Source organism: Novosphingobium sp., assembly GCF_020852455.1.
Classification (GTDB): domain Bacteria; phylum Pseudomonadota; class Alphaproteobacteria; order Sphingomonadales; family Sphingomonadaceae; genus Novosphingobium.
In genome coordinates, this window is the sequence record NZ_JADZAT010000032.1 from 118,492 (window position 1) to 136,083 (window position 17,592).

Genomic DNA, 17,592 nt, shown 5'->3' on the forward strand with positions numbered 1-17,592 from the left:
GCGCGCAGCCCTCAGACCGCCAACACGATCTTCCCGATATGCGCGCCCGCTTCCATCCGGGCATGGGCGGCGGCAGCCTCGGCCAGCGGAAAGACCTGGTCCATCACCGGGCGCAGTTCGCCTTCTTCGACCAGCGGCCAGGCGTTCTGGCGGATTTCCTGGGCGAGCAGCGCCTTGAACTGGTTCGAACGCGGACGCAGCGTCGATCCGGTCAGCGTCAGCCGCCGGCGCATCACTTCGGCCATGTTGATCGTCGCCTGCAACCCGCCCTGCACCGCGATCGTAACGTGCCGGCCATCTTCGGCGAGACACTTGAGGTTGCGCGCCACATAATCACCCGCGACCATATCCAGCACCAGTTCAACCCCCTTGCCGCCGGTAATCCGGGCGACTTCCTCGACAAAGTCCTGCGCTTTGTAATCGATCGCATGGTCGGCGCCGATTTCCAGCGCCTGCGCACACTTGTCCGCACCGCCGCAGGTCACGATCACGGTCAGCCCGAACAGCTTGCCCAGCATCACCGCCATGGTGCCGATCCCGCTGGTCCCGCCATGGACCAGCAGCGTCTCACCGTCGCGGGCCCAGCCGCGTTCGAACACGTTGTGCCAGACGGTAAACAGCGTTTCGGGCAGCGCAGCGGCGGAATCGAGCGGCAGGTTTTCGGGCACCGGCAGGCAATGGTCGGCCGGGACCAGGCAATATTCGGCATAGCCGCCACCCGGGGTCAGCGCGCAGACCCGCTGGCCGGGAAGCCACGACGTCACGCCTTCGCCCAGCTTTGCAATCGTGCCGGAAACCTCAAGCCCCAGCAGCGGCGAAGCGCCGGGCGGGGGCGGATAGAACCCCTGGCGCTGGATCACGTCTGGCCGATTAACCCCGGCAAAGGCGACCTTGACCAGCACTTCGCCGGGACCGGGCTGCGGCACGGGCAGCGTCTGGAGCCGCAGCACGTCCGGGCCGCCCGGCGCATCGAAATGCACAGCCTGCATGGTTTGTGGAAGCGAATCAGCCATTTAGCCCATCCCTGTTGCGCGTGCGCCACGTTTTGCCCGCCCTAGCTCGCACCCGTGTTGACAGCAAGGCCGCATCGTCCGATTCTGCATCGGCAATGGATGAAGACCTGCCTCGGCCCAAGGGTGACGCCGCTGCTGCGCTGGCGAAGGAAAGCCTCGATTCCTATTCGCAGGACGAGCTGGCCGAACGCATTGCCCAGCTTGAAGCCGAGATCGAACGGGTCAAGGCGCACGCCAACAAGGCGGCCGCACATCGTCTGGCCGCCGACGCCCTGTTCAAGCCGCGATCCGACCAGTGAAACGCGCCGCCCCTTCCCTGGTGCCTGCGGCTTCCCATATAGGTTTGGTTAACCCTGTCTGTTCATACTCCCCGACAGTGCCAAATTCACTGTGCGGTGCGCTTATTCTCCCTTGGAGACCACGATAGATGCCCAGTTTTGCCCAGAGCCTCGAAAAGACGCTGCACGCCGCGCTTGAGAACGCCAAGGAGCGCGCCCACGAATATGCCACGCTTGAGCATCTGCTGCTGGCGCTGATCGACGATGCCGATGCTGCCCAGGTGATGCAGGCCTGCGGGGTGGACCTGGCCGAACTGGCCGAAGTCGTGAAGCAGTACCTTGATCAGGAATACCAGTCGCTGAAGACCCAGGAGGCCGGCGATCCCTCGCCCACGGCAGGCTTCCAGCGGGTAATCCAGCGTGCGATCCTGCATGTCCAAAGCTCGGGCAAGGACACCGTCACCGGCGCCAACGTACTGGTTGCGCTGTTTTCCGAACGCGACAGCTATGCGGTCTATTTCCTGCAGCAGCAGGACATGACCCGGCTCGACGCGGTCAGCTTCATCAGCCACGGGATCGGCAAGGGCGGCAAGCGGATCGAGGACCGCACTCCCAAGGGCAGCGAAAACCCCGAACAGCCACAGCAGGAAGACAAGGCTGCGGCGAAGGATGGCAAGAAGGATTCGGCGCTCGACCAGTTCTGCGTCAACCTCAACGAGAAGGCCCAGGCCGGCAAGGTCGATCCGCTGATCGGGCGCGGGCCTGAAGTGGATCGCACGATCCAGATCCTGTGCCGTCGCAGCAAGAACAACCCGCTCTATGTCGGCGATCCGGGCGTGGGCAAGACCGCGATTGCGGAAGGCCTGGCCCGCAAGATCATCGAGGGCGAAGTGCCCGAAGTGCTGCAGGACGCGGTGATCTATTCGCTCGACATGGGTGCGCTGCTGGCCGGCACCCGCTATCGCGGCGATTTCGAGGAACGGCTCAAGCAGGTGGTGAACGAGCTTGAGAAGATGCCCGAAGCGGTGCTGTTCATCGACGAGATCCACACCGTGATCGGCGCCGGGGCGACCAGCGGCGGGGCGATGGATGCCTCGAACCTGTTGAAGCCGGCGCTGTCCTCGGGCGCGATCCGCTGCATCGGTTCGACCACCTACAAGGAATTCCGCAACCACTTCGAAAAGGATCGCGCGCTGCTGCGCCGGTTCCAGAAGATCGACGTCAACGAGCCGACCGTCGAGGATACGATCAAGATCCTCAAGGGCCTGCGCACCGCCTTCGAAGAGCATCACAAGGTCAAGTACACGCCCGAGGCGATCAAGACCGCGGTCGAGCTGTCGGCGCGCTACATCAATGATCGCAAGCTGCCCGACAAGGCGATCGACGTGATCGACGAAGTTGGCGCAATGCAGATGCTGGTTCCGCCCAGCCGCCGCAAGAAGACGATCGGCCCGCGCGAGATCGAGGCGGTGATCGCCACCATGGCGCGGATCCCGCCCAAGAATGTCTCGACCGATGACCGGCAGGCGCTCGAACATCTCGAAAAGGACCTGAAGCGCGTCGTGTTCGGCCAGGATCAGGCGATCGAAGTGCTGGCGAGCGCAATGAAGCTGAGCCGCGCCGGGCTGCGCGATCCGGAAAAGCCGATCGGCTCGTTCCTGTTCTCGGGTCCGACCGGGGTCGGCAAGACCGAGGTGTCCAAGCAGCTGGCCACGATCCTGGGGATCCCGATCCAGCGCTTCGACATGTCGGAATACATGGAACGCCACTCGGTCAGCCGCCTGATCGGCGCGCCTCCGGGCTATGTCGGCTATGATCAGGGCGGTCTGCTGACCGACGCGATCGACCAGCAGCCGCATTGTGTGCTGCTGCTCGACGAAATCGAAAAGGCCCACCCCGACCTGTTCAACATCCTGCTGCAGGTGATGGACAACGGACGGTTGACCGATCACCACGGCAAGACGGTCGATTTCCGCAATGTCGTACTGATCATGACCACCAATGCCGGCGCGGCCGACATGGCCAGGCAGGGGATCGGCTTCGGCGACGTGTCCAAGGCCGATGCCGGCGACGAAGCGGTCAAGCGGATGTTCAGCCCCGAATTCCGCAACCGGCTTGATGCGGTGGTGCCGTTTGCCTACCTGGGCAAGGACGTGGTCGGCCGGGTGGTCGAGAAGTTCGTTCTGCAGCTGGAGCTGCAGCTGGCCGAACAGAACGTCCACATCCAGTTCGACAGTGATGCGCGCGATTGGCTGGGGACACGCGGCTATGACCGGCTCTATGGCGCGCGGCCGATGGCCCGCCTGATCCAGGACAAGGTCAAGCAGCCGCTGGCCGAGGAACTGCTGTTCGGCAAGCTGCGCCACGGCGGCGAAGTCCACGTCTCGGTCAGGGATGATGCGCTGGCCTTCGAATTGACCCCGGCCCCGCCCAAGCTCGACAAGAAGGCCCGCAAGGCGGCCGAGCAGGCCGAGACAGCCAAGCCGAAGCGCAAGCCCAAGGCAGCGCCCGAACCGAGCGGTGACGCGGACTGATTGACCCGAGTCAATTGCACTTGCATTCGCCTGCGCTAGGGCAAGGCTGCATTGCCATGCCCGGGAGAAAGACCAAGTGACCCAAGCCGCCACCGCCGAAGCGCCCGCCAAGAGCCCGTTCGAGCGTGTCGGCGGGCATCCGGTACTGCAGGCGATCAGCAACCGCTTCTACGATCTGATGGACCAGGACCCGGCCTATGCCGAACTGCGCGCGATGCATGCCGCAGACCTGACCTTCATGCGCGGCGCCCTGCCCGCATTCCTGGCCGGGTGGGCCGGCGGGCCGCGCGACTGGTTCGAAGCCAATCCCGGCAAATGCATGATGAGCATGCACGCCCCCTTCCCGATCGGCCGGCAAACCGCCGATCAGTGGGCCGAGGCGATGACCCGCGCGATCGCCGATACCGAAGTGACGGATCGCGAAATCGCCGATGCCATGGCCGATGTGCTGGGCCGGATGGCGCGGGGCATGGCGCGCGACTGATTGCAAATTTTGCAATCAGGGGCTAGGCAAGGCGGCCATGAAGCCCAAAATTCTGACGACCCTGCCCGGCTACACAGCTGGCCAGTTCGCTGGTGATGCCTTTGCAGGGATCACCGTGGCGATGGTTGCATTGCCGCTCAGCATTGCCATCGCCATCGCCTCTGGCGCGCAGCCCGCCGATGGCCTGATCACCGCGATCGTTGCCGGGTTCCTGATTTCGCTGCTGGGCGGCAGCCGGGTCCAGATCGGCGGCCCCACCGGCGCATTCATCGTCGTCGTCTATGGGGTGATTGCCCGGCATGGCTATGACGGGCTGGTGCTGGCAACATTGATGGCCGGAGCCATTCTGATCCTGGCCGGGCTCTTGCGCGCCGGAAACCTGATCGCTTTCGTGCCGGAAGCAGTGGTCAACGGGTTCACGATCGGGATTGCGATCATCATCGCAGCCAGTCAGCTGAAGGATTTCCTTGGTTTGGAGGGAGCGGCCATGCCGGCCGAGTTCATTCCCAAACTGCAGGCGCTGTGGCAGGCGCGCGCATCGCTCAATTCCGCAGCCTTGGGTGTTGGTCTGGCTGCCTTGCTGCTGATCGTGCTGGCGCGGCGGCTTTTCCCCCGGTTCCCCGGCCTGATCGTGGTCATGGCAGCGGTTTCGGCAGCGGTGGCGATCTGGCATCTGCCGGTCGACACGATTGCATCGCGCTTTGGCGCGCTGCCCGCCACCCTGCCCCAGCCCGCCCTGCCCGCCGTGACCTTTGCCCGGCTCAGCGAACTGTTGCCTTCGGCGCTGGTGATCGCCTTTCTCGCCGCAATCGAATCGCTGCTTTCGGCGATGGTCGCCGATCGCATGATCGAGGGCCGGCATCGCCCCAATGCCGAGGTGCTGGCGCAAGGCTGGGCCAATATCGGCTCAGCCCTGTTTGGCGGCCTGCCCGCGACTGGCGCGATCGCCCGGACCGCGACCAACATCCGCGCCGGTGGCACCACCCCGGTCGCCGGGCTGGTCCATGCGGCGGTCATTCTGCTGGTCATGCTGGTGGCGGCGCCGGTGGCGGGCTATCTGGCCATGCCGGCGCTGGCCGCGCTGCTGCTGACCACCGCCTGGAACATGAGCGAACCGCACAAGTGGGCAGGCTACTGGAACGCCTCGAAAGCCGACCGGGCGCTGCTGCTGATAACGCTGGTGCTGACCGTGCTGAGCGATTTGACCGTTGCAATCGGCGTCGGGGTGGGTCTGGGCCTGGCAATACGTCTGCGTGACAAGCGGCTTGAAGCAGATACCTGGACCACGCCGGAGCGCTAGCAATCAATCGATCTGGACCAGCTTGTCGCGCCCGGTTGCGCCGCGCAACAAGCGAAGCCGTGACGTCGCCAGACCCAGGGCCCGGGCCAGCAGTTCGAGCACGGCATCGTTGGCCTTGCCATCCTGCGGCTTGACCCGAACCTTCACCAGCACCACGCCTTCGCCCAGTTCGATCCCTTCGTGCCGCGCGCCGGGAGTGACGCGCAGCGCCAGCCGCCCTTCACCATCGGCCAGGGCGCGCAGCTCTTCGGGCGGGGGAAAGTCAGCCTTCGGGCGTGCCATCCCCGGTACCAGCATAAAGCGCAGCATGGTGACGGGCGTTCTCGACATAGTGCGCCACGCCCATCTGCAGCCCGGCGATTGCCCGGTCATCAAGATCGCGCATGAACTGGGCTGGCCGACCGGCCCAGAGCTGGCGCGCCGGGATCCGCTTGCCGGGTGACAGCAGTGCGCCCGCCGCCAGCATGCCTTCGCGTTCGATCACGCAGCCGTTCATGGTCTGCGCGGCAAAGCCGACGAAGCCCTTGTCCTCGATCACGGTGCCATGGATCATCGCCATGTGCCCGATCAGCACATCATCGCCGATCAGGGTGGGATAGCCATCCGGCGCGCCAGGCATTGCCGCGTCGCAGTGGATGACCGAGCCATCCTGAACATTGGTGCGCGCACCGATCACGATCCGGCTGACATCGCCGCGCAGCACGCAATTGTACCAGATCGAGGCGTCAGGGCCGATTTCGACATCGCCGATGATCCGGCAGCCGGGAGCAATGAAGGCGCTGTCATGGATCCGCGGCGCTTTGCCGTGAATTCCGATGATCGTGGTGTCGGGTCGGGAAATGGTCATTCGATCCCCATGAAATTGGTCCAGGTTACATAGGGCAGCACCGAGGCATGGTCATCACGCCACACTGCCGAGGCCGGCTTGCCCAGTGCCTTCCATTCGAAGTTCGGCGCCAGGCGGCGAATTCTGGCGATCTGCGCCGGATCGCGGCTGACTGCAACCCACTGCGATGCGAATTGTTCAAGCGCACGGTCCGGATTGTCGAAACGCATGGCCGCATGGAGCCCGCGCGCGCGGATTTCGGCCGCGAGCGGCGGTTCAAGATCGATGTAGTTGTTCGAGATATGCACCATCATCACCCCGCGCGGCGCCAGGGCATCAAGATAGACCCCGAAAGCCTCGTGAGTGAACAGGTGCATCGGCACCGAATCCGATGAAAAGGCATCGATCGCCAGAAAATCGAAGGCACCGCGCGGCTGGCGGGTCAGCTCGATCCGCGCATCGCCCAGCACCACCTTTGCCTTTGGCGCGCAATCCTGCAGGTAGGTGAAGCTGCCATTGCGCGAGAGGTGCAGCACGGCCTGATCGATCTCGAAGAAGGTCCAGTCCTGACCGGGCCGGGCCAGGCAGGCCAGCGAGCCGGTGCCCAGACCGAGCACACCGATCCGGGCGCGATCGCCCAGCAGCTGCGGCGCCAGGCGCAGCACGATGCCCGCCCCCGAACCCTCGCCATAATAGGCCAGCGGCGTGCGGCGCAGCTTGGGATCGAGTGACTGTTCGCCATGCAGGGTGGTGCCGTGCAGCAGGGTGCGCAGGCGCTTCTCGTCATAGTCGCGCACGGTGTAGATGCCGAAATAGCTGCGCGTACGAACGCCGGCGCGGCTATCGACGATCGTGTCCCAACCGCCTTGCGCCAGCATGACCCCGGTGAGCGTGCCAAACGCCCACCAGCGCCACGGCACCATGGCCATGCCGATCAAGGTCAGCGCCGCCGTGAGTGACCAGCGTTCAGGGCGGGTTTCAACATAGCGATTGGCATCGAAGATCAGCCAGACCAGCCAGGCCGCTGCCAGCACAAGTCCACCCAGTGCCAGGCGGCGCAGCGCCGGATCGAGCCCGACAGTGCTGCGCCAGTCGGGCAGGCTGCCGCGGGGCAGGAACAGTGCTGCGGCCAGCACCAGCAGCGGGTATTCCCAGACCCAATCGAAGATCAGCGGGGCAATCAGCGCGGTGAACAGCCCGCCCAGCGCCCCGCCGATCGACATGGCGAGGTAGAAGGCGGTCAACTGCCCCGGCTCGGGCCTGACGTCATAGAGCCGGGCATGCAGCGCGGTGCAGAGCAGGAACAGGAGGACAATGCTGCTGACCAGCGGAATCACCCCGGTCCAGCCATAGGAAACCGCAGCCATGCCCCCGATCGAGAACAGACCGAGCCAGGCCGTGGCCGAAATCCACCGCGCCGGCCCGCGCCGGTCCGCAAAGGCGATCGAGAAGCTGAGCAAATAGAGCCCCAAGGGCACTACCCACAGCAGGGGCATCGCAAAGATATCGGTGGTAAGATGCGTGGTGGTGGACAACATCAGCCCCGATGGAATCGCCGCCAGCGTGATCCACAGGGCCAGCCGCGAGCGCGGAATTCTGCCGCCCTCACCGCTTTGTGGTATTATGATACCTTGCGCTTCAGGCGTGTGCCAACGGCGCCGAGCGACCAGTACGACCATGCCGGCCAGCACCAGATAGCCCAGGCTCCAGCCCCAGGCCTGGGCATGCAGCGGCAATAGCGGTTCGACCAGCAAGGGATAGGCGATCAGCCCGCCGAAACTGCCCAGATTGGAAGCTGCATAGAGCGCCCAGGGCTCTCCCGCCCCGGGATCAAGCGCATACCAGCGCTGCATCAGCGGCGCCTGCGCCGAAACGACGAAGAACACCGGCCCGATGCTCAGCGTGAACAGCACCGGCACCCACAGGACTTCGGTTCCCGGTTCGGGAGCGGCCAGCTGGGCCAGCGAGATCGGCAGGGTCAGCGCAGCCAGTGCAAACAGGGCAAGGTGGATCCGGGCCTGCCGCCGAAAGGGCAAGCGCGACAGCCAGTGGGCATAGGCATAGCCGCCCAAGAGCAGCGCCTGATAGACCAGCATGGCGCTGTTCCAGACATTGGGCGCCCCGCCCAGTCGCGGCAGGGCCATCCGCGCAACCATCGGCTGGATCAGGAACAGCAGAAAACTGCCCACCAGGATTGCCACCACAAACAGTCGGCGCGCGGGCCCGGTTGTGGTTGAAGCAGTCATGCCGGACGACAGATCGTGTAAACCAGATGCCGTGACAGCCTGTGTCCCGGCGGGAAGGCCGGATGATCGAAATCAAGCTCGGGCCGATGCACCATTCCCAGCCGCAGCATCAGACCCCATGACGCGACATTGGCCGGGACAGTCCATGCGGCAATCCTCGAGTCGGCCCGGTTTCGCCACCCCCAGTCGAGCGAAGCCTGCGCCGCTTCGCGCGCATAGCCGCAGCCCCATGCGTCGCGGCTCAGTCGCCAGCCGATTTCCAGTTCGTCCGGTACGGGCGTTCCTTCATGCCCGCCGCGCCGCAGCCCGCAAAAACCGATCATCGCACCGTCGTGCTTGCGCTCGATCGCCCAGAAGGTGTGGCCCTGCGCCGCCTCACAGGCTGCCAGCCGCTCAATGCCGGCATCGCTTTCAACCCTGCCGACCGGCCCGCCGAGGTGCTCCATCACGTCCCGATCGGCGCTCATCGCAGCAAAGGGTGCGCGGTCTTCATCGCACCATGAGCGCAGCCTCAGACGCGCCGTTTCGATCGCAATCCCGCTCATCTCGACTGCATCCAGTCCGTTCGCTCCAGGTGATAGACCGTGGTCGGATTGTCTGCCGCCGGATAGTCGGGATCGGCATAGTCCAGATCGGCCCGCCGGTTGAAGCCGAGCCGGGCCATCATGCGGGTGGAACCTTGGTTGGAGGCACTGGTCTGGGCCCAGATTTCGGCCAACCCGCGAACAGCAAAGCCATGGCCAATCACCGCTTGGGCGGCCTCGCTGGCGAAACCCTGACCCCAATGGGCCTCAGCGAACGACCAGCCGGCCTGGATCCCGCTGCGCAGCGGCAAAGGCGCCAACTCCTCCCAGACCGGAGCAAGACCGCACCGTCCGACCGGCTGACCATTTGTACGCAAAGCAACGGTCCAGAAACCCAGGCCGCCTTCGCTCAACGCTGCCATATCGCGCTCTAGGCCGTTAGCGACAGCGACCGCATCGCGCACCCCGCCCAGGTGCCGCATGACCGCGGGTGTATTGAGTTCGGCCAGCTGCCAGGCCAAATCACTTGCCAACGGCTGGCGAAGTACAAGACGCTCGGTCTCGATCATGCCCCCAAAAGTCGCGCCGCATGGGCCGCGTGATAGGTCAGCACCCCCGAACAGCCGGCGCGCTTGAAGGCCAGCAGCGTTTCCAGCACCAGGGCATCGCGATCGCCCGCGCCCGCTGCGGCGGCATGTTCGATCATCGCGTATTCGCCGCTGACCTGGTAGGCGAAGACCGGCACCTGGAAGGTTTCCTTTACCCGCCGGACAATATCGAGATAGGGCAGGCCGGGCTTGACCATCACGCTGTCGGCGCCTTCGGCCAGGTCCATTTCGACCTCGCGCAGTGCCTCTTCGGTGTTGGCGGGGTCCATCTGATAGGTCTTCTTGTCACCCTTGAGTAACCCTCGTGACCCCACTGCATCGCGGAACGGACCATAGAAGGCAGAGGCATATTTGGCGGCATAGGACATGATCTGGACATTGGCGTGACCGGCCGCTTCCAGCGCCTCACGGATCGCGCCGATCCGGCCGTCCATCATGTCGCTGGGGGCGATCACATCGGCTCCGGCCCGGGCCTGGTTTAGGCTCTGGCCAACCAGCACCTCGACCGTGGCATCGTTCAGCACATAACCCGCGCCATCAATCAGCCCGTCCTGGCCGTGGCTGGTATAGGGATCGAGCGCAACGTCGGTCAGCACGCCGATCGCATCGCCGCAGCTGTCCTTGATCGCCTTGATTGCCCGGCACATCAGGTTGTCGGGGTTGAGCGCTTCCTTGCCATCTTCGCTGCGGCGTTCGGGCTGGGTGTTGGGAAACAGCGCCAGGCACGGGATCCCCAGATCGACCGCTTCACGGGCGCGGGCCGCGATCAGATCGACCGACCAGCGCGAGACCCCGGGCAGCGAACCGATCGGTTCCTCTACCCCGCTGCCTTCGGTGACGAACAGCGGCCAGATCAGATCAGCCGGGGTCAGCACCGTTTCACGAAACAGCGCGCGGCTCCAGGCGGTGGCACGGGTGCGGCGCAGGCGGGTGGCGGGATAGTGTCCGGTCATGGCCGCACGTGTTAGAGCGCGCCCTTGCGCTAGGCAACACCGGCGCTGCGCGGTCTATTTGGCGAGCTTGTCAATCTCGCGGTGCCCACCGACCGGACCGACGGTGGCCTGGCGCGGCGCCAGGCTTTGCATCGCGGCGCCGGGCTTGACCTGCTTGAGCTGCGCCATCCGGGCCTTGTAGGCCGACAGTTCGCCAGGATCGACCTGGTTCGAGACGGTAAAGCGCACGGACAGGGGGTTGACCGCCGTGCCATTGCGGTAAAGTTCGTAGTGCAGGTGCGGACCCGTCGAAAGCCCGGTAGAACCGACATAGCCGATCACCTGACCAGCCCGCACCGGCGTCCCGGAGGCAACCGCGATCCGGCTCATGTGGGCATAGGCCGTGGCGTAGCCGCCGCCGTGATCAAGCTTGACGTAGTTGCCGTGCCCGCCATGCCAGCCCGAAAAGCTGACCCGGCCATCACCCACCGCATAGATCGGCGAGCCATAGCCCGCGCCGAAATCGACCCCGGCGTGCATCCGGGTATAGCCCAGCACCGGATGGCGCCGCGCCCCGAAGTTCGAGGTAATCCGTCCGCCGACCACCGGCATGATCAGCCCGGTGCGCTGCTGGCCCATGCCCGAAGCTTCGAAGAACTGACCATCCTTGCCCCAGCGCAGCAGCTGCGCCTTGGGCCGGCCATCGCGCTCCAGTCCGGCATAGAGCAGTTCACCCACGCGGGTTTCCCCGCTTGAGGCGCGCCGGTAGGCCAGGATGATATCAAAGGTATCGCCCGGCTCGATCGTCGCGTCGAGGCTCATGTGCTGGTCGATCGTCGAGAGGTATTCCTGGATCGCCTCGATCGGCGCACCGGCAGCCCGGGCCGAAAGGTAGAGACTGGACCCGACCGTCCCGCGAATCCGGAGCGGCGTGGTATCGACTGTGATTGCGTGCTGGCTCAGCTGCAACTGCCCGCCGACCCGCTTGACCGACAGGTCCAGGTCAAACCGGGCGCGGAAAGCCAGATGATCGAGCATGCGCGGCCCGCCGTCGCGGCTGGTCAGGGCCACGTCAACCTGGGTGCCGGGTTCGATCTGCGCGGTGGGGATCACATTGCCGATCAGGCGGCTGACGGCGGCCGCGTCTTCTGCGTTCAAGCCGGCACGGGCCAGCATGCGTTCGAAACTGTCGCCCTGGCCCAAAGTGGCGGTAAATTGCTGCGATGACCGTTCGGGTACGCCCGCTGCCGGCACCGCGGCCAGCGTCGCCCCCATCCGGCGTCCGGTATCCGCGCCCAGTGCGAGCGGCTGGATCATCTGACTGCGGAATTCTTCACGCGCGTTCGAATCAAGCGGCATCGCCGGCAGCCCGGCCAGCGCATCGCTGTCAGGCCAGAACCACAGCGCGCACAGCGCCAGTCCCAGCATGGTCCCCAGGCCCTTGAACCAGCGCGCCGAGCCGATATCCTCGGCCAGGTCGGGCACCCATTGATCGCTGGCAAGGTGCGCCATCAATGCCTGGCGCTGGTGTAGCAGGCGTTCCTTGAGGCCTTCGGGAAGGGCTTCTTCAGAGACAGCCGGAGCAGCCGCCAGCACGGCCGCTGGTGCAGAAGCCCCGGCGGTCCCGAACTGCGGCAATTCACGCGGCTTCAACAATCCTGCCCCCTAGCTGCGTCTTGGCCATTCCCCTCTGCACGAGTGTGGTTAAACTTCACCTAAGACGCGGGGGATGAGTCGGCCCCGGCGGCTTGCGGCAGCGCGGCGCGATGGCCACATAAGACCAACGATGTCCCGGCCGCCTTCCTCTGCCCGTTCTTCGCGCCTCAAGGCGGTGCTGGGTCCGACCAACACCGGCAAAACCCACCTGGCGATCGAGCGGCTTTGCGCGCACTCTTCGGGCGCGATCGGCTTTCCACTGCGGCTGCTGGCACGCGAGGTCTATGACAAGGTCTGCCGGATCAAGGGACCCGAACAGGTCGCGCTGATCACCGGTGAGGAGCGGATCGAGCCGAAGAACGCGCGCTATCTGCTGTGTACTGCCGAAGCCATGCCGGTTTCGGCCGATCTGGCCTTCGTCGCGCTGGACGAGGCGCAACTGGGCGCCGACCGCGAACGCGGACACGTGTTTACCGACCGGCTGCTGCATGCCCGCGGGCGCGAGGAAACGATGCTGCTGGGTTCGGGGGTGCTCGAACCGATGGTCAAGGCCCTGCTGCCCGAGGCCGAAGTGGTTTCGCGGCCGCGCTTTTCGACGCTGAGCCATGCCGGGGCGAAGAAGCTGAGCCGGGTACCGCCGCGCAGCGCGATCGTCGCGTTCTCGGCCGAGCAGGTCTATGCCGTCGCGGAAATGCTCCGCCGGTTTCGCGGCGGAGCGGCGGTGGTGATGGGCGCGCTCAGCCCCGAAACCCGCAACCGCCAGGTCGCGCTCTATCAGGCCGGCGAAGTCGACTACCTGGTCGCCACCGACGCGATCGGGATGGGGCTCAATCTCGATATCGATCATGTCGCCTTTGCCGGACTGTCCAAATTCGACGGGCAGCGCCAGCGGCGGCTAACCACCACCGAGATGGCGCAGATCGCGGGCCGGGCCGGACGCCACCAGCGCGACGGCACCTTTGGCACCCTGGCCGGCAGCGGCAGCCACGATGCCGAATTCTCGGCCGAGGAAGTCTATGCAATCGAGGAACACCGCTTTCCGCCGCTGACCCGGCTGTTCTGGCGCGAGCCGGAGCCCGATTGCAGCTCGCTGGCCAGCCTGATCGCCGACCTGGCCCGCCCGCCCAAGCGTGATGGCCTGGCCCTGGCGCCCGAAGCAATTGATCTGGCGGTGCTGCGCCGCCTGGCCGAAGATCCCGACCTGGCCGCCGGCATTCGCGGCAAGGCCGCGGTCAGCCGCTTCTGGCAGGTCTGCTCACTGCCCGATTTTCGCCAGTACGGGGCCGAGAATCATGCCCGGTTTGTTGCCCGCCTGTGGCAGGATCTGGCCAGGGGCACGCTGGGCAGCGACTTCGTGGCCCGCTCGATCGCCGAGCTCGACAATCCGGCGGGCGATATCGACACCCTGCAGATGCGCATCGCCGCGATCCGCAGCTGGGCCTATATCGCCCAGCGCCCCGACTGGGTGCTGGCGCGTGAGGCAATGGCCGCCCGCGCACGCGCCGCCGAGGCGCGCCTGTCCGATGCGCTGCACGCACGGCTGACCGAGCGCTTCGTCAACCGCCGCACCTCGGTGCTGATGAAGAAGCTGGGCGCCGACGCCGCGCTGCTGCCGGTCACGCTGGAAGGCGATGAAGTGCGGGTGGATGGCGAGCCGATCGGGCATCTGGCGGGGTTCCGCTTCCGGGTCGATCCCAAGGCCCGATTGGCGGACCACAAGCTGCTGCTGGCCGCTGCCGAACGGCACCTGCCCGAACTGCGCGGCGCGCGTGCGGCGGCGCTGCTGGCAGCACTGGACCAGGGATCCGCGCCGCTGGCGCTGAACGGTGCCGCACTGGGCTGGGATGGGGAAGACGTGGCCAGACTGGTCCCCGGGCGATCGCTGCTGGCGCCGCGCATCAAGCTTGATCCCGCGCTCGACGGGCTGGCGGGTCCGCAACGTCAGGCGTTGGAGCAGGGGCTTGAACACTGGCTGGCGAAGGCGCTGGCGGCGCTGAAGCCGCTGCACCGGATCGAGGCGGCGAGCAGCGATCCTGCCGCCGGGGCCGAACTCAGGGCGCTGCTGATCCGGCTGGTCGAGGCCGGGGGCATGATGCCGCGGGAGCATTCGGGGATCGACCTGCTCTCGGGCGAACAACGCAAGGGCCTGACACGGCTGGGGGTACGGGTCGGCGCGCTTGACCTGTTCGTGCCCGAAATGGTCAAGCCCGGCCCGCTGGCAGCCTGGCGGACACTGCTGGCCGCGCGCGGCACCGCCTTGCCTGCGGCGGTGCCGGGCATGCCGCCGGTTGTGCCGCTGCCGGGCAAAGCGCAGGTCCCACCCGGCTACCGCGCGCTTGGCAAGCAGGCCTTGCGGCTCGACATGGCCGAAAAGCTGCTGCGCGCGGCGCATGAAGCGCGGGTCGCAGCCGGCCACAAGAGCTTTGTGCTCGATCCCGCACTGGCCGTGTCGATCGGTCTGGCCACCGCCGGCTATGCGCTGCTGCTGCGGCAGGCCGGGTTCACGGTCAGCGTTCCGCGCCCCTTGGCCGAGGGTCAGTTTGGACCACCCCAACCCCCGCGCTGGCGCTGGCGCCCGGTTCGCAAGCCGCCGCGCAGTGTGGCCCCGGCACCCGCTCCGCCCCGCCCCGGCAGCGCCTTTGCCGCGCTGGCCGGGATGCTGCGCTGATGCGGATCGACAAGCTGCTGTGGTTCCTGCGGCTGGCTGCCAGCCGCAGCTTTGCCCAGCAATGGGTTCAGGCCGGGCATATCCGGCTCAACGGGCGCCGGGTCGAGAAGCCTGGAACCGCGATCAAGCCGGGCGATGTGCTGACCCTGCCGATGCGCAGCCGGGTCAAAGTGATCGAGATCGGAGAACTGCCGGGGCGCCGCGGACCCGCCGGTGAAGCGCAAGCGTGTTATCGGGTGCTTGACGAGCGCGGCGCAAATCCCATAGCAGGCGCAGTTGAAGACCATTCCTCAGGGGACACGCTACCATGACCTATGTCGTCACCGACGCCTGCATCAAGTGCAAGTACACCGACTGCGTCGAGGTGTGCCCGGTCGACTGCTTCTATGAAGGCGAGAATATGCTCGTCATCAATCCCAACGAATGCATCGACTGCGGCGTGTGCGAACCCGAATGCCCGGCCGAAGCGATCCTGCCCGATACCGAAAGCGGCCTGGAACAGTGGCTTGAGCTGAACGCCAAGTACTCGGCCGAATGGCCGAACATCACCCAGAAGAAGGAACCCCCCGCCGACGCCGATGAGCACAAGGGCGAGGACGGCAAGTTCGACAAGTTCTTCTCGGGCGAACCCGGCGAAGGGGATTGAGGCTTATTGGGTGCGCTGATCGCATCCGCGATCAGCTTGCAACACCGGCCCGCTCCCCCGGCCCGACCACCCGCTGAAGGTACCCTATGGGTGGTCGGGCTGGGGGAGCGGGCCGGTGTTGAAAAGGAAAGGCCGGATGGCCTTTCCTGGCCGCCCCAAGGCGGCACAAAGCGCGTGGATTCTCACCTCTGGAAATATTGTTGCGGATATGCTATATAATCTGCGACGGGTCGCAGGATTCCTCCTCCTGTGGCGACTACGCAGCGTGAAAGGCGGGACACATACCAGCAGGACATGACGGCTGCGGGCCGAAGCGTGAGCTTCGGGTCCGGATGGTTGAACCCAATTGGCAACAACCGCGCCGCCCCTGAAGTTCCGCAAAAGAAAGGACGTTCTGTAATGACCAAGGCGCAGGCCTTCGATGTGGGCGATTACGTTGTCTATCCCAAGCATGGCGTTGGCCGGGTGGTCGAACTGCTCGAGCAGGAAATCGCCGGCATGCAGCTGGAACTCTATGTGCTGCGGTTCGAAAAGGAGCGCATGACGCTGCGCGTTCCGGTCAACAAGATCGAATCGATCGGCATGCGCAAGCTGTCGAGCGACAAGACCCTGCGTGAAGCGCTCGATACGCTGAAGGGCAAGCCCAAGGTCAAGCGCACCATGTGGTCGCGCCGTGCGCAGGAATACGAAGCCAAGATCAATTCGGGCGACCTGGTGTCGATCGCCGAAGTGACCCGCGACCTGTTCCGCGCCGATGATCAGCCCGAGCAGAGCTATTCGGAACGGCAGATCTTCGAAGCAGCCAGCTCGCGTCTGGCCCGCGAACTGGCGGCGATGGAAAAGACCGACGAGCCTTCGGCGCTCAAGAAGATCCTTGCGATCCTCAACGAACATGCGCCAAAGTACTATGCGGAAGCTGCTGCTACCGCCTGATTTCGGCACCTGTCGAAACGCAAAGGGCCGTCCCGCCGGGGCGGCCTTTTTCGTTGCCCCTTGTCACAGCCGCCTCACCGTATTATATCGATAACACACAACAACGGAGACTCGGCATGAAGTTCGGTCACTTCCTCAAGGCTCTCGCCCCGGTGCTGGCGGTCGCATTGGCGGCCGGAGTTTCGGGCTGCGACGGCGCAAAGATCTCGATCAATGGCGAAGAGGGCAAGAAGCTCTCGGAAATCGACCTCAATGGTCCGGTACCGAGTGAGCTGGCGCTGTTCGGCCCCGACGAAGTGCAGATTACCCAGGGTGACAAGCTGGCAATCAAGGTCGATGGCGATCCCGAAGCGGTCGAACAGATCCGTTTCTCGCTCAAAGACGGTACGCTGGGCGTATTGCGCGCCGACAAGAATTTTTCAGGCAGCGGCAAGCTGGCAGTAATTCACGTCACCATGCCCGCGCCCAAGGAAGTGGTCATGGCCGGTTCGGGCAAGATCAGCACGGCCGCTCTCGCCAACGATGCCAAGGTGACCGTGCTGGGATCGGGCCGGATCGATTCGCAGGCGGTTTCGGGCGGCAAGCTTGAAGTGACCATGCCCGGATCGGGCAGCTTCCGCGCGGCCGGCAATGTCGACAACCTTGAACTGACGATCATGGGCAGCGGTTCGGCCGAGCTTGACGCGGTGCGGACCGGCACTGCCAAGATCACGATCATGGGCTCGGGCGGTGCCGCCTTCACCTCCGATGGCGATGTCGAGGCGACGATCATGGGTTCGGGCTCGGTCAAGGTCAAGGGCCGGGCCAGCTGTAAGGTTACCGCGATGGGATCAGGCACGCTGGTCTGCGAAAACGGCGTGACCAGGAACGAAGGCAAGGAACCGCCCCCACCGCCGCAGGCCCCCGAACCGCCTGAGCCGCCCGCACCGCCCAAGGCTCCCTGA

17 protein-coding genes are annotated in these 17,592 nt (G+C 65.5%); 9 read left to right on the top strand and 8 right to left on the bottom strand.

What is annotated here, in order from left to right; all coding sequences use genetic code 11:
* Positions 1 to 11 precede the first annotated feature (11 nt).
* Positions 12 to 1,013, bottom strand: coding sequence for an NAD(P)H-quinone oxidoreductase (locus tag IT549_RS15040; RefSeq protein WP_292974445.1), 1,002 nt, complete (start codon positions 1,011 to 1,013; stop codon positions 12 to 14).
* Between the two features lie 95 nt (positions 1,014 to 1,108).
* Here IT549_RS15040 and IT549_RS15045 point away from each other — a divergent pair, with 95 nt between their 5' ends.
* The 4 genes from IT549_RS15045 to IT549_RS15060 all read left to right on the top strand — a co-directional run bounded on the left by IT549_RS15045 (position 1,109) and on the right by IT549_RS15060 (position 5,609).
* Complete coding sequence (locus tag IT549_RS15045; protein WP_292974446.1) at positions 1,109 to 1,312, top strand: DUF1192 family protein; 204 nt, start codon at positions 1,109 to 1,111, stop codon at positions 1,310 to 1,312.
* Positions 1,313 to 1,440: 128 nt separating this feature from the next.
* Complete coding sequence (gene clpA, locus IT549_RS15050; protein WP_292974447.1) at positions 1,441 to 3,825, top strand: ATP-dependent Clp protease ATP-binding subunit ClpA; 2,385 nt, start codon at positions 1,441 to 1,443, stop codon at positions 3,823 to 3,825.
* Between the two features lie 76 nt (positions 3,826 to 3,901).
* A complete protein-coding gene (locus IT549_RS15055) occupies positions 3,902 to 4,309 on the top strand; it encodes a group II truncated hemoglobin (RefSeq protein ID WP_292974448.1) in 408 nt (135 codons plus the stop codon).
* Positions 4,310 to 4,346: 37 nt separating this feature from the next.
* Positions 4,347 to 5,609, top strand: coding sequence for a SulP family inorganic anion transporter (locus IT549_RS15060; RefSeq protein ID WP_292974449.1), 1,263 nt, complete (start codon positions 4,347 to 4,349; stop codon positions 5,607 to 5,609).
* 3 nt (positions 5,610 to 5,612) lie between these two features.
* On the opposite strand, the gene IT549_RS15065 is transcribed toward IT549_RS15060, so the two are convergent.
* From IT549_RS15065 to IT549_RS15095, 7 genes are read right to left on the bottom strand one after another with little or no spacing between them, the layout of a single operon-like run.
* Complete coding sequence (locus IT549_RS15065; protein ID WP_292974450.1) at positions 5,613 to 5,891, bottom strand: DUF167 domain-containing protein; 279 nt, start codon at positions 5,889 to 5,891, stop codon at positions 5,613 to 5,615.
* A complete protein-coding gene (locus IT549_RS15070) occupies positions 5,872 to 6,456 on the bottom strand; it encodes a gamma carbonic anhydrase family protein (protein ID WP_292974451.1) in 585 nt (194 codons plus the stop codon). The genes IT549_RS15065 and IT549_RS15070 overlap by 20 nt, the downstream gene beginning before the upstream one ends.
* Entirely contained in the window at positions 6,453 to 8,681 is a 2,229-nt protein-coding gene (locus IT549_RS15075; protein ID WP_292974452.1) for a hypothetical protein, read from the bottom strand. The genes IT549_RS15070 and IT549_RS15075 overlap by 4 nt, the downstream gene beginning before the upstream one ends.
* Positions 8,678 to 9,226: a GNAT family N-acetyltransferase gene (locus IT549_RS15080; RefSeq protein WP_292974453.1), complete on the bottom strand. Its 549-nt coding sequence runs from the start codon at positions 9,224 to 9,226 to the stop codon at positions 8,678 to 8,680. The genes IT549_RS15075 and IT549_RS15080 overlap by 4 nt, the downstream gene beginning before the upstream one ends.
* On the bottom strand, positions 9,223 to 9,774 hold the full coding sequence (locus IT549_RS15085) for a GNAT family N-acetyltransferase (RefSeq protein WP_292974454.1): 552 nt from the start codon (positions 9,772 to 9,774) through the stop codon (positions 9,223 to 9,225). Before IT549_RS15085 ends, IT549_RS15080 begins: the two co-directional genes overlap by 4 nt.
* Positions 9,771 to 10,766 carry a porphobilinogen synthase gene (gene hemB / locus IT549_RS15090; RefSeq protein ID WP_292974455.1) on the bottom strand — a complete coding sequence of 332 codons (996 nt, stop codon included), beginning with the start codon at positions 10,764 to 10,766 and terminating at the stop codon, positions 9,771 to 9,773. Before hemB ends, IT549_RS15085 begins: the two co-directional genes overlap by 4 nt.
* 54 nt (positions 10,767 to 10,820) lie before the next feature.
* Positions 10,821 to 12,398 (bottom strand): M23 family metallopeptidase, encoded by a 1,578-nt coding sequence (locus IT549_RS15095; protein ID WP_292974456.1) that lies wholly within the window; start codon positions 12,396 to 12,398, stop codon positions 10,821 to 10,823.
* Positions 12,399 to 12,531: 133 nt separating this feature from the next.
* On the opposite strand from IT549_RS15095, the gene IT549_RS15100 reads away from it, so the two are divergent.
* The 5 genes from IT549_RS15100 to IT549_RS15120 all read left to right on the top strand — a co-directional run bounded on the left by IT549_RS15100 (position 12,532) and on the right by IT549_RS15120 (position 17,592).
* The gene (locus IT549_RS15100; RefSeq protein WP_292974457.1) at positions 12,532 to 15,069 is read left to right on the top strand and encodes a helicase-related protein; all 2,538 of its coding nucleotides are present in this window, start codon (positions 12,532 to 12,534) and stop codon (positions 15,067 to 15,069) included.
* Positions 15,069 to 15,380, top strand: a complete 312-nt coding sequence (locus IT549_RS15105) for an RNA-binding S4 domain-containing protein (protein WP_292974458.1) — start codon at positions 15,069 to 15,071, stop codon at positions 15,378 to 15,380. The genes IT549_RS15100 and IT549_RS15105 overlap by 1 nt, the downstream gene beginning before the upstream one ends.
* Positions 15,377 to 15,715: a ferredoxin FdxA gene (fdxA, locus tag IT549_RS15110; RefSeq protein ID WP_292974459.1), complete on the top strand. Its 339-nt coding sequence runs from the start codon at positions 15,377 to 15,379 to the stop codon at positions 15,713 to 15,715. The genes IT549_RS15105 and fdxA overlap by 4 nt, the downstream gene beginning before the upstream one ends.
* Positions 15,716 to 16,114: 399 nt before the next feature.
* Complete coding sequence (locus IT549_RS15115; RefSeq protein WP_292974460.1) at positions 16,115 to 16,648, top strand: CarD family transcriptional regulator; 534 nt, start codon at positions 16,115 to 16,117, stop codon at positions 16,646 to 16,648.
* 116 nt (positions 16,649 to 16,764) lie between these two features.
* Positions 16,765 to 17,592, top strand: a complete 828-nt coding sequence (locus IT549_RS15120; RefSeq protein WP_292974461.1) for a head GIN domain-containing protein — start codon at positions 16,765 to 16,767, stop codon at positions 17,590 to 17,592.